At 58.9% G+C, this 12,171-nt stretch carries 10 protein-coding genes; 3 read left to right on the top strand and 7 right to left on the bottom strand.

The genetic code is table 11. The features are described 5' to 3' along the window. The 3 genes from EYC79_RS21175 to EYC79_RS21165 all read right to left on the bottom strand — a co-directional run. On the bottom strand, positions 1-1,814 hold a 1,814-nt coding region (locus EYC79_RS21175; RefSeq protein ID WP_245495334.1), incomplete at its 3' end, for a methyl-accepting chemotaxis protein. A 352-nt stretch (positions 1,815-2,166) separates the two neighbouring features. Beyond that, positions 2,167-2,739, bottom strand: a complete 573-nt coding sequence (gene ilvN / locus EYC79_RS21170; RefSeq protein WP_062426570.1) for an acetolactate synthase small subunit — start codon at positions 2,737-2,739, stop codon at positions 2,167-2,169. A 21-nt stretch (positions 2,740-2,760) separates the two neighbouring features. Further along, positions 2,761-4,554, bottom strand: coding sequence for an acetolactate synthase 3 large subunit (locus EYC79_RS21165; protein ID WP_130979433.1), 1,794 nt, complete (start codon positions 4,552-4,554; stop codon positions 2,761-2,763). A 387-nt stretch (positions 4,555-4,941) separates the two neighbouring features. On the opposite strand from EYC79_RS21165, the gene EYC79_RS21160 reads away from it, so the two are divergent. Further along, positions 4,942-6,900, top strand: a complete 1,959-nt coding sequence (locus EYC79_RS21160) for an ATP-binding protein (protein WP_130979432.1) — start codon at positions 4,942-4,944, stop codon at positions 6,898-6,900. A gap of 157 nt (positions 6,901-7,057) precedes the next feature. On the opposite strand, the gene miaA is transcribed toward EYC79_RS21160, so the two are convergent. Next, a complete protein-coding gene (gene miaA / locus EYC79_RS21155; protein WP_130979431.1) occupies positions 7,058-7,954 on the bottom strand; it encodes a tRNA (adenosine(37)-N6)-dimethylallyltransferase MiaA in 897 nt (298 codons plus the stop codon). Between miaA and serB the strand changes: the two genes are divergently transcribed. Then, entirely contained in the window at positions 7,953-8,843 is an 891-nt protein-coding gene (gene serB, locus EYC79_RS21150) for a phosphoserine phosphatase SerB (RefSeq protein ID WP_116492294.1), read from the top strand. The genes miaA and serB overlap by 2 nt on opposite strands. Further along, positions 8,840-9,400, top strand: a complete 561-nt coding sequence (locus EYC79_RS21145; protein ID WP_116492292.1) for a GNAT family N-acetyltransferase — start codon at positions 8,840-8,842, stop codon at positions 9,398-9,400. Before serB ends, EYC79_RS21145 begins: the two co-directional genes overlap by 4 nt. Before the next feature lie 118 nt (positions 9,401-9,518). Here the strand turns inward: EYC79_RS21145 and EYC79_RS21140 are convergent, their stop codons facing one another. Genes EYC79_RS21140 through EYC79_RS21130 form a run of 3 tightly spaced genes read right to left on the bottom strand, consistent with a single transcriptional unit; the run spans position 9,519 to position 12,169 of the window. Then, on the bottom strand, positions 9,519-10,286 hold the full coding sequence (locus EYC79_RS21140; RefSeq protein WP_113261698.1) for an ABC transporter ATP-binding protein: 768 nt from the start codon (positions 10,284-10,286) through the stop codon (positions 9,519-9,521). A gap of 9 nt (positions 10,287-10,295) precedes the next feature. Continuing rightward, entirely contained in the window at positions 10,296-11,276 is a 981-nt protein-coding gene (locus tag EYC79_RS21135) for an ABC transporter substrate-binding protein (protein WP_130979430.1), read from the bottom strand. A gap of 44 nt (positions 11,277-11,320) precedes the next feature. After that, entirely contained in the window at positions 11,321-12,169 is an 849-nt protein-coding gene (locus EYC79_RS21130) for an ABC transporter permease (protein ID WP_130979429.1), read from the bottom strand. Between the last annotated feature and the right edge of the window lie 2 nt (positions 12,170-12,171).

Below are 12,171 nucleotides of genomic sequence, written 5' to 3'. Positions count from 1 at the left end.
GCGGATCGGATCGGCGCTTCGAAGGTGGCAGACAGCTTGAACTGGCCGAGAAGCTGGTTCAGCGAAGATGCTTCGCGGGCAAGACCATGGCTGGCTGCCGTCGTCTCTTCCACCATCGCCGCATTCTTCTGCGTGTCCTGGTCCATCTGGTTCACAGCCGTGTTGATCTGCTGCAGACCGGAGGACTGTTCCTGTGCCGCTTCCACGATCGCCATGACGTGACGGTTGATCTCCTGCACTTCAGCCACGATGGTTTCCAGCGCACGGCCGGTCTCGCCCACGAGCTCAACACCCTCCTGAACCTGGGTGTTGGACGTCGAGATCAGACCCTTGATGTCCTTGGCGGCACTGGCAGAACGCTGTGCCAGTTCACGCACTTCTTGGGCAACGACGGCAAAGCCCTTGCCCGCTTCACCGGCGCGTGCGGCTTCGACACCGGCGTTGAGCGCCAAAAGGTTGGTCTGGAAGGCGATCTCATCGATGACGCTGATGATGTTGGAAATCTCACCCGACGACTTTTCGATCCGCTCCATGGCAACGACGGCCTTGCGAACGACCTCACCCGACTGTTCGGCACCGGTGCGGGCCTTGGCAACCAGATGACCGGCTTCCTGGGCACGACGGGTGGAGTCCTTCACCGTGGTGGTGATTTCTTCCAGTGCCGCTGCGGTTTCTTCGACCGAGGCTGCCTGCTGTTCTGTGCGCTTGGCAAGATCGTCTGCCGCGGCACGGATTTCGTTTGCACCGGCATCGATGCCACGGGCATTCTCGGCCACGCGGGTCAGAGCAGACTGCAGTTTTTCGGCAGAAGCGTTGAAGTTCTCACGAACGGTATCGAGATGGGCAACGAAAGGCTGGCTGATGCGATAGGAGACATCGCCATCCGACAGGCGTGACAATCCGTTGGCGAGATTGTCGACGGCAAACTGCGTGTCTGCGGCTTCCCTGGCCTTCTGCTCGTCGCGGGCAATGCGCTCTTTCTCCGACAGACTGCGATTGGCATCTGCTTCCTGTTCCAGACGGATGCGCTCAAGCGCATTCTCGCGGAAGACGGCAACGGCCTGCGCCATCTGACCAACCTCGTCCTTGCGACCAATGCCATCGATCTCTTCGCGCGTCTCGCCACCGGCGAGAGAGACCATGCGTGTGGAAAGCCGAGCGATCGGGCCGGTAATTCCACGAGACGATACTAGCAATGAGATGGCTACAGCGGATGAGAACAGCAACCCGAGTGCGATAAGAGAGTAAAGTATGGTGGAATTGGTGAAGGCAGACAGAGTGTCAGACTGATCAACGACCTCCTTCAGAGAATTCTCATTCAACGCCCGGATATCGGCTCGCCACTCGGCAATTTGCGCGTTGACGTCAGTCAGCTTACGGCGCGCGGTCAGGAAATCGCCGTTCTTCATCATCACCCAGACCTCATCAGTGGCCTTCACGACGGCGCGTGCCCGATCGGTGATGCCAGACAGGGATGAACTAATTTCTGGAAGAAGCTTAGGCGCTGCCTCAAGCCTGGCAAAAAGCGCACCAACGTCTTTCTTGTAATCATCCTGGATTTCGGCTGGCTTACGGCCTTGCTCCGCTTGCAATAAACCAAGCGTCGTATCGTAACCTAGGGCCACAAGAGATGTATTTGCACGAAATAGCTCAGTCGTGGCAGCGCTATTCTTTGAAATGAGGTCGGAATAGGCGGTGTCGGCATTCTTGTAGTTGATAGCAACAGCGCCCACACCCCCCAGACCAACCAGGGAAACCGGGAGTATCAGGCTCAGTATCTTGGTGCGAATTTTTGCGTTCTCGAAAAACGACATTTGTCCTCGCTTAAATCAGGCTGCAGATGACAATAGCGACCGCCAACCGATACCCCTCCGAGGCCACGGATCATTGCTTTGTCTATCATGATGAAACGCACCGTCATGGCGCGAAGAACGGCCGCCACTATGCGAAAGAACAAATGTATAAAAGTTTAATCGACCCGCGTTGCGCCAAAAACTTCAAGAAAAACCGTTATACATCATAAGTTTACGTAACGTGAGGAGCATCGGCGCCTCGTGACAGACAGGCACTTAGTCGCATCACGCTCCGACTGGCGAGTCAGCAAGCAAAAAAGAAGGCCCCACGAAGTGGGACCTTCCTCAGCATTCGATCGACAAGCAAAAGAGCTCACATACCCTCTGGACCGCGGTTCATCGCCGCAATGCCGGTGCGGCAAATCTCGATCAGGCCAAGCGGCTTGATGATCGAAACGAACTGATCGATCTTGGAGGACTTGCCGGTGATCTCGAAAATGAAGTGATCGAGCGTCGCGTCCACCACCTTGGCATGGAAGGCATCGGCAAGGCGCAATGTCTCCGCGCGATCTTCGCCGCGTCCTGCAACCTTGATAAGGGCCACTTCGCGTTCGATTGGACGCTCCTGCCCGGCCTGACGGGCACGCACCGTCAGATCCACCACGCGGTGAACCGGAACGATCCGCTCAAGCTGGGCCTTGATCTGCTCCAGGACACCGGGCGTACCGCGCGTCACGATGGTAATGCGCGACAGATGCGCCTCGTGCTCGGTCTCCGAGACCGTCAGGCTTTCAATGTTGTAGCCACGGCCGGAAAACAGGCCAATCACGCGAGCGAGGACGCCCGGCTCGTTGTTGACGAGAACGGAAAGCGTGTGGTTTTCAACCATCGCCGTTTCCGTCTGGATGAAGTATGCGGAGCCGGTGGGCTGTAGGTGTGCGTTCATGTCTTTATCCTCTTCCCACGCTTAGACGAGCTGGCGGCCCTTGGCATCGATGGCATTGGCGACGGCTTCGTCCGTTGCTTCATCCGGCAGCAGCATCTCGTTATGTGCCTTACCAGACGGGATCATCGGGAAGCAATTGGCGAGATTGGCAACGCGGCAATCGAAGATCACCGGCCTCTTCACCGCAATCATCTCGGCAATCTTGTCATCCAGCTCCTTCGGATTGTCGCAATACATGCCGACGGCACCGTAAGCTTCCGCCAGCTTGACGAAATCCGGCATCGCTTCGGTATAGGAGTTGGAGAGACGGTTGCCGTGCAGCAGCTGCTGCCACTGGCGGACCATGCCCATATACTGGTTGTTCAGAATGAAGATCTTGACCGGCAGATTGTACTGGATGGCGCAGGACATTTCCTGAATGCACATCTGGATCGAGGCGTCACCGGCAACATCGATGACCAGCGCATCCGGATGAGCGACCTGAACGCCGATGGCGGCCGGGAAGCCGTAACCCATGGTGCCAAGGCCACCGGATGTCATCCAGCGGTTCGGCTGTTCGAAGCCGAGGAACTGTGCCGCCCACATCTGGTGCTGGCCGACTTCGGTGGTGATGTAGGTATCACGCCCCTTGGTCGCTTCCGACAGACGCTCCAGCGCATATTGCGGCATGATGACGTCGTTGGAATTTTTGTAGGCAAAGGAGTTGCGTGCCCGCCAGCGAGCGATCTGGCTATGCCACTCTGCTGTCTGCGCCTTTTCAGGCTTGGCAGGCAGTGCCCGCCACAGACGAACCATATCTTCCAGAACACGACCGACATCGCCGATGATCGGAACATCGACGCGAACATTCTTATTGATCGAGGACGGATCGATATCGATGTGGATCTTCTTGGAGTTGGGCGAGAAGGCATTCAGCCGGCCGGTAATACGGTCGTCGAAACGCGCGCCGATACAGACCATGACGTCACAATCATGCATGGTCATGTTGGCTTCGTAAGAGCCATGCATGCCGAGCATGCCCAGCCACTTGTCCCCGGAGGCCGGATAGGAGCCGAGACCCATCAGGGTGGACGTGATCGGGAAGCCGGTCAGCTCGACCAGCTCGCGCAGCAGCCGGGTGGCTTCCGGCCCGGAATTGACGACACCGCCGCCGGTATAGAAAACCGGACGCCTCGCCTTCGACATCAGTTCGATCGCCGCGTGGATGGCGTTCAAATCGCCCTGAACCTTCGGCGTATAGCTCTTCTGCTGAATGGCAGCGGATGGCGGCGTATAGGTGCCGGTGGCGAACTGGATGTCTTTCGGAACGTCGACAACGACCGGGCCCGGGCGACCCGTCTGAGCGATACGGAAGGCTTCATGAATGATGCCCGCCAGCTCGTTGACGTCCTTGACCAGCCAATTGTGCTTGGTGCAGGGGCGCGTAATACCGACGGTATCGCATTCCTGGAAGGCATCGGAGCCGATCAGCGTGGTGGGAACCTGGCCGGAAATGCAAACGAGTGGAATGCTGTCCATCAGCGCATCCTGCAACGGCGTAACAGCATTGGTCGCACCCGGACCGGAGGTCACAAGCATGACGCCGACCTTGCCGGTGGAGCGTGCGTAACCTTCCGCAGCATGGCCGGCACCCTGTTCATGACGAACCAGGATGTGCTGGATTTCTTCCTGCTGGAAAATCTCGTCATAGATCGGGAGAACTGCACCGCCCGGATAGCCGAAAATATGCTCGACGCCATTGTCCTTGAGCGCGCGCAAAACGATTTCCGCGCCGGTCATGCGATTGCTGTTGTCCGTAGTATCCTTATCCGTCATTGCCTGTTCCATCCCGATTTGGCTTTTGGATATCGCTGGGCGTGACCGCCCAAGTGGAGACATAAAAAAAGGCCCCTAGAGGAGCCTCGTTCAGCGCATGGGTGCTTTCGCCGGATGGTTACACCATCCTGCCCATGCGCCGTCCCACCACGATAAGTACGTTAAGATTTTTCATGGAGCGGAGTGTTAGACAGAAACCGGATTGGCGTCAACGCAAAATGCCGAGAAAATGCACCGCTTCTTAACTTTATTGCCCCGGACCGCCCGCCAACGCAATAAAAATGCGCGGGCACTACACCACTTGTTAAAGCCAGGAGGTCTATAACCTGCCGACAAGAAAAAGACGGCCTTGTGAAGACATCGGCATCGACCTGGCAGGGACAACACGTGTTTAACGAAGATCTGCAAACATCGGCAAAAGCTGGAAATCACGACCGCCGCGACGGACAAACGGCGGGCAACCGCATGCTCGGGCGCGTGATCTTCTGCAGCGGCTCGAAAGCCAGAATCTCCGTCACCACCGACAGCGCCAATCCGAGCTTTGCCCAGTTGTGGTCGGTCGGGCGCCTCATCTCCATCGATCTCGGCGAAACCCGTGTCGCGGCCCTCACCTACGCCATGAATGTCGATGGCCCGCTCTGGTCCGAACGCGAACCGAACACCTTGCTTATCGATGTTGAACTGCTCGGTGAAATCTACTCCACGCCCGAAGGCATCGAACAATTTACAAGCGGCATCACCCGCTATCCCTATCTCGGCGCCATCGCGCACCGCATCCGCTCCAGCGACCTCGTCCGCATCTATGAGAATAGCGCGAGAGGCAGCTGCATCATCGGTCATCTGAGCCAGGATCAGAGCGTCGATGCCATCGTCAATATTCCGGAAATGCTCTCCAAGCACTTTGCCGTGGTCGGTTCCACCGGCGTCGGCAAAACGACAGCCGTCACTCTGCTTCTCAACAAGGCCATCGAGAAGGATCCAAAGCTGCGGGTGCTGGTCCTCGATCCGCATAATGAATTTGCCGCGGCCTTTCCCAACACCTCCGTCGTCATCGACACCGATACTCTGGATCTTCCCTTCTGGCTGATGAAGCTCGAAGAGTTCACCGAAGTGTTGTTTCGTGGGCAAGAGCCGCCTGCCGACGAACTGGATGTTCTGCGCGATCTCATTCCGGAGGCCAAGCGCGCTTTTCGCGGAACCGACGCATCGACCATGCGTCGTGCCTCGGAAAAAACCGCACTGACCGCCGACACGCCGGTCCCATACCGTATCGCCGACCTTCTGGCACTCATCGACGAGCGCATCGGACGGCTGGAGGGACGTGGAGAAAAGCCTGTCCTTCGCACCCTCAAGCTGCGCATCATGGCGGCGATCAACGATCCGCGCTACCACTTCATGTTCTCCAACAGCACCATCAGTGACACGATCATGGAGACGGTGGCGCATATCTTCCGCGTGCCGGGAGATGGCAAGCCGATTTCGGTATTCCAGCTCGCCGGCATCCCGTCTGAAGTCGTCAACTCCGTCGCCTCGGTTCTCTGCCGCATGGCCTTCGAACTGGCGCTTTGGGGTCAAGGCTCGATCCATACGCTGGTGGTCTGCGAAGAGGCGCACCGCTACGTTCCGGCCAATCCGGGACTCGGCTTCTTCCCAACGCGCCAGGCCATCGCCCGCATCGCCAAGGAGGGCCGCAAATACGGCGTCTCGCTTGGCATCATCACGCAGCGCCCCGGTGAACTCGACCAGACGATCCTGTCGCAGTGCTCCACGGTCTTTGCTATGCGCCTGTCCAACGACAACGACCAGGAGATCATCCGCTCGGCGATTTCCAATTCATCGACGTCGACGATCAGCTTCCTGTCCTCGCTTGGCAATGGCGAAGCGATTGCCTTCGGCGAAGCGATCAACGTGCCGATGCGTATGCGCTTCAACCGCCTGCCGCCGCACATGCTGCCAAAGGCAAATGGCATCATCAGCCACCACCATGAAGATGTGCCGGACAATGTTGACCTGCGCTCCATCGTCAAAAGGATGCGCGCAATCTCGGGCCCGGATATCTCCGGCTTCCGGCAAAGCTATGAGGCGACGGTTGCCAAGGATGTCGGCGAGATCGAGATGGGGGGCTGGACCTATGACTCGTCAGAGACCAACGGCGGCGACTGCGAACCCTACCGCCCCGACATGCTTCCGCGTATCAACAAAGCCACAGCACCGAAGCCGGAACCGGAGCCACCACTCTCTCCAGCGCCGGACACCGCCCGCCCGTTTTTCACCAGTGAGACGCGCTCGTCCATTCGCGAGACCTTGCTGAAGAAACCTTTGGGAAGCCTCTACAAAAAGGACTGAAGCATGGTCCACGCAAAACTGTGCAGCGGTTTTGCGATAACAACATGCGACACAACAAAGACCTAGAGCGCAGGAAGCGAATCTAAAAGATCGCGACACGCTCTCATCCTGCTTTCCGATAATCGATTCCGACTTTCGGGCCGATGCTGTAAGACGCTCACGGGATGATGCGCTGCCAGTCCGGCCCCATCTGGTTGCGAAACCAGGTCATTTGCCGCTTGGCATATTGACGCGTCGCCGCTGCGGCTTTCTCGATGACCTCGGCCGCACTCATGCGACCGTCAAGCATCTCGGCAATCTGCGATACGCCGATCGCCCTCATGGCAGTCGAGTCTGCGGGAAGCGCAAGAGCAAGAAGCGCCTTGACCTCCTCCACCGCACCGCTTTGCATCATGCCGGCAAAACGGCGGTTGATGCGATCATGCAAAACGCTGCGCTCCGGCAGAACCACGATCTTGCGCGCACGATCGGGATTGACGATCATCGGACCCGTTGCAGTCTGAAACGACCTGATCGATTGCCCGGTCGTCTCGAAAACCTCCAGTGCGCGCACGATCCGTTGGCCATCCGTCGGCATCAGCGTCCCTGCCATCTCCGGATCTCGCGCTTCCAGTTCGCGGTAGAGAGCAGCACTTCCCTCGTCCAACAGTCGCTGCCGATATCCTTCCCGGATATCCGCAGGGATCGCCGGCATGTCCGACAACCCGCCGGTCAGCGCCTTGAAGTAGAGCCCGGTGCCTCCAACAATCACAGGGAGCTGCCCCTTTGCCTTCACCTCATCGAGACGTGACGTTATGTCCCGCAACCATTCACCCGTCGAATAGAGCGCGTTGGCGGGGACGTGACCGTAAAGATAGTGCGGCACACCCTCCATCTCCGCCACCGAAGGCCGGGCCGTCAGCACCTGCAATGTGTCGTAAACCTGCATGCTGTCTGCATTGATGACGACGCCGCCGTGTTCGCGCGCCAGACGAAGCGCAAGCGCGGACTTGCCGCTTGCCGTCGGGCCGGTTATCAGGATCGCATCGAATGGTTCATCAAGGTTTTTCATCATGGCTTTCGTTGCCACGCTTATCGCCAATCCGTCAAATCCTGTTCTTGCCGCAGCCCTTGGGGAAACTGCGGCGCAGGCCGTTGGCGCCTCCGGGCTCTATTGGCTGGCAGACGGTATTGCCTGCGATATCGTGCTGCCGCAAGGCGCCGATACGGAAGCCGCGCACAAGACGCTGTCCTCCACGATAGCCGGCCTGCCGATTGATATCGTCATTCAGGATCAGGATACACGCCGCAAGAAAATCCTGATCGCCGATATGGATTCCACCATGATCGGCCAGGAATGCATCGATGAACTGGCGGCCGAAGTCGGATTGAAGGACAAGGTCTCGGCGATCACCGCGCGTGCAATGAATGGCGAGATCGCCTTCGAGCCCGCACTGCGCGAGCGCGTCGCGCTGCTGAAGGGCCTGCCCGTCTCCGTCATCGATGAAGTCATTGAAAAGCGCATCACGCTGACCCCCGGCGGCAAAGAACTCGTGGCGACGATGAGGGCGAAGGGCTACTATACCGCGCTCGTTTCCGGCGGCTTCACGGTGTTCACGACACGCGTCGCGGACATGATCGGTTTCCAGGAAAATCGTGCCAACATTCTGGGCGAGCAGGACGGACAATTGGACGGCACCGTGGCCGAACCCATCCTCGGCAAGCAGGCCAAGGTCGACGCCCTGATCGACATTGCCGACACGCTCGGTATCTCACCGGAAGATGCGCTGGCCGTTGGCGATGGCGCAAACGATCTCGGCATGCTTCACCTTGCAGGCAGCGGTGTGGCGCTCCATGCCAAGCCTGCCGTCGCAGCCGAAGCAAAGATCCGCATCGATCACGGCGATCTGACCGCCCTTCTTTATCTCCAGGGCTATCGCAAATCGGATTTCGTTACCGCATGATCATTCACGGCACACCGCGCCTCATCCTGCGCGACTGGAAGGACAGCGACCGCGCCCTCTTCCGCGAGATCAACGCCGATCCGGAGGTGATGGAGTTCTTTGCCGTTCGTCGAAGCGATGAAGAATCCGACGCCATGATGGATCGGATCAATGCCATGATCCACGCCACCGGCTTCGGTTTCTATGCCATGGAAAATCGCGAAACCGGCGAGCCCATGGGCTTTTGCGGCGTCGCCCCCGTCACGGTCGACGACATCTTTGTGCCCGGCACCATGGAAATCGGCTGGCGGCTTGCCACCCGCTACTGGGGAAAGGGCTACGTGACCGAGGCGGCGAAAGCGCTGCTGGCCATGGCTTTCGACGACAAGCGCCTTGCCGAGATCGTCTCTTTCGCCGTCCACAACAACCATCGTTCCACCGCGGTGATGAAGCGCATCGGTTTGAAACGTGACCCCTCACGCGATTTCGATCATCCGCGCGTGCCGGAAGACACGCATCCACATCTGAGGCCCCACGTCACCTATGCGCTGACGCTGGAGGAGTGGCGCGCGCGATAAACGTCACGACTCCTCGCTAACGCATGGTGCAAGCAAGAGTGTGCCGCGGTTTTGCTTGGCCCATGTGAACAACAGGAGCGTAAAGCGCAACAGCGAATCTGAAAGATTGCGCCGCGCTTTAGTGGAGACCGAAGAGGTTGAGCAGCTCCTCGCGCTGGCGAACGAAGGCAGCTGAACTGCGATCACGCGGGCGCGGAAGATCGACATCGATCAATCGTGGCGCAGAACCCTTTTCACGCGGCAGGATCAGAATCCGGTCTGCCAGATAGATCGCCTCTTCGAGATCATGCGTCACGAGAACCGTGGTCACGTCTTCCTCGCGCCAGATCCTTGCCAATTCCTGCTGCATGCCGATCTTGGTCATGGCGTCCAGCGCGCCGAGCGGCTCGTCCAGAAGCAGGATTTCCGGCTGGACGGCGAGAGCGCGGGCAATGCCTACACGTTGCGCCATACCGCCGGAGAGCTGCCGCGGATAGGCACTTTCGAACTGCTGCAGGCCAACGAGGTTGATGTAGCGACGCGCGCGGCTGCGTGCTTCTTCCCGGCTCAATCCTTGCGTCTCGAGCCCAAAGGCAACATTGTCGAGCACGGTCAACCAGGGCAGAAGCCGCGGCTCCTGAAAAATCACCGCCCTCTCGCGACCGACGCCACGCACTGCGTTTCCATCGATCAGGACGTCGCCGCGATCGGCCTCCTCAAGCCCTGCCAGCACCCTCAGCAACGTCGTCTTGCCCGAACCGCTGGCGCCGACGATCGCCAGACTCTCGCCGGATCGGATCGTCAGGTTCAGGTCTTTCAGCACCTGGAACGGCTTGCCATTCAACTGGTAGGATTTGGAGAGGTGGCGGATCGCCACCTCTCCCCGTAGAGATTGCACGGCACTCATCACATCACCTCAATTGCTGGCGGTCGCGGTTTCAGGCGAATAGAGGATCTTCTCCGTCAAGAGCTGGCCCTGCTCTACCTTGCCTTCGCGGGTAAGCACGTCGATCCAGAACTGCAGGTCGCGATCGACAGCCTTGCCGCCGGGGCGGACGCCATAACCAAGGAAATATTTCGCCAGTTCGGGATTTTCGCCGCGCTCTTCCAGGGCCTTGGCAAATATCGCCTTGGTTTCCTCCGGATGTTCGCGCGCGTAATCAAGCGCGCGTTGAGACTGTTCGACGAAGGTCTTTGCCGCTTCTGGATGCGCCTTGATGAAATCGCGGCGCAAGACCACGAAGCCGCCGGCAATATCGCCGAGAACATCCGTGTCATCGAAAACCGGCCGGATACCGCCATGCGTCTTTGCAAGCCCTTCGAAGGTCGTCTGCCAGTAGCCGAAGGCAGCAATATCCACCTGGTTGGAGCGAAGCACCTGCTCCAGCTGCGGTCCCGGCACAACCACCGGCTTTGCCGCATCAACCGGCAGTCCCTGCGAATGCAGTGCCTCGCGGATCGTGTAGTCCAGATGGGCGCCGAGCGTATTCACTGCAATCGTCTTGCCGGCAATATCCTTGATCGACTTGATCGGGCTATCCTCCAGAACGTAGAAGACCGACTGGACCTGATCATTGATGCCGTTCGAGGGATAGGCAGCGACGAAGTCGTTTCCGCCGGCAATCGAGTTCAACACGGCGGATGTCGCAGCGCTGCCGATTTCGACATCGCCGGAAGCAAGCGCAAAGAGCGAAGCCGGACCACCTTGGGCATAGCCGACATTTTCAAAGCTCACACCGGTGCCTTTGAAGTAGCCGAGCTTTTCGGCAAGCTCATGGGCAGCAAGACCGCCCTGGCTTGCGAGGTAGCGCAGCTTCACCTCTTCCGCCGAGGCGATGGTGGTCAGGCCGAAGAGGATGGCCGCCGAGAGCAGCAGCTTGCGGGAATGGAAGGTCATGGTCTTATCCTTTGAATTTGAAAAAATGGGGATCGATGCGGGAATCAATGGGACGGTGCAGACCAGCGGCAAAGCTTGCGCTGGAGCAGCACGAGCCCGGCATTGGCCGCGAGCCCGAGAAGCGCCAGAAGAAGGATCGACGCATACATCAGCGGAATCTGGAAATTGTACTGGGCGTTCATCACCTGGAAGCCGACACCCTTATTCGCACCGATCATCTCGGCAGCGATGAGCAGGAGGAGCGCGGTGGTGGCGGAAAGACGCAAGCCGACGAAAATCGCCGGCACGGAAGCAGGCAACACCACACGACGGAAAATCGCGATCGGTCCTGCGCCATAGGTGCGCGCCATTTCGATCAGCTTGCGATCCACTTCCTTCACGCCGCCAATGGTGGACAGCAGGATCGGAAAGAGCGTTGCCCAGAAGATGACGAAGACCTTGGATGCTTCACCCAGCCCCAGCATCAGAATGAAGACAGGATAGAGGGCGAGCGCCGAGGTCTGGCGGAAGAATTGCAGCAGCGGGTCGAGCGCGCGCTCCACAGCCGCCACCTGCCCCATGAAAAGGCCGAGCGGAATGCCGATGGCGACAGCCGCTGCAAAGGCAATGCCGGATCTCTGGAGGCTGATCGCGATATCATCGATCAGCGCCCCGCCGACAATTCCCTTCCACAGAGCGGCGACGATGATGTCGAGCCGTGGAAAGACCGCCGGGTTGATCCACCCCTGCGTGCTCGAAATTTGCCAGGCTGCCAGAAAGCCGAGCACCAGCCCGTAGCGGGAGAGGAACGGTGCGACATAGCGGTTCGCCACCTGTAGGGCGACGGGCGTCCGCTTCTCGCCCCGGTAATCCAGAACCCTTGAATGCGTGGACTTTACCTCGTCATAGGACATGA

The sequence above is a fragment of the Agrobacterium cavarae genome, assembly GCF_004310285.1.
GTDB classification, from domain to species: Bacteria; Pseudomonadota; Alphaproteobacteria; order Rhizobiales; family Rhizobiaceae; genus Agrobacterium; species Agrobacterium cavarae.
The sequence above is the reverse complement of the archived record's forward strand: the minus strand, read 5'-3'. Positions and strand labels throughout refer to the sequence as shown.

Excerpts from the sequence above, each read along its gene's own strand:
- ilvN (WP_062426570.1), bottom strand. The coding sequence starts at position 2,739 with ATGAACGCACACCTACAGCCCACCGGCTCCGCATACTTCATCCAGACG.
- EYC79_RS21165 (WP_130979433.1), bottom strand. The coding sequence starts at position 4,554 with ATGACGGATAAGGATACTACGGACAACAGCAATCGCATGACCGGCGCG.
- serB (WP_116492294.1), top strand. The coding sequence starts at position 7,953 with ATGGCTTTCGTTGCCACGCTTATCGCCAATCCGTCAAATCCTGTTCTT.
- miaA (WP_130979431.1), bottom strand. The coding sequence starts at position 7,954 with ATGATGAAAAACCTTGATGAACCATTCGATGCGATCCTGATAACCGGC.
- EYC79_RS21145 (WP_116492292.1), top strand. The coding sequence starts at position 8,840 with ATGATCATTCACGGCACACCGCGCCTCATCCTGCGCGACTGGAAGGAC.
- EYC79_RS21140 (WP_113261698.1), bottom strand. The coding sequence starts at position 10,286 with ATGAGTGCCGTGCAATCTCTACGGGGAGAGGTGGCGATCCGCCACCTC.
- EYC79_RS21135 (WP_130979430.1), bottom strand. The coding sequence starts at position 11,276 with ATGACCTTCCATTCCCGCAAGCTGCTGCTCTCGGCGGCCATCCTCTTC.
- EYC79_RS21130 (WP_130979429.1), bottom strand. The coding sequence starts at position 12,169 with ATGTCCTATGACGAGGTAAAGTCCACGCATTCAAGGGTTCTGGATTAC.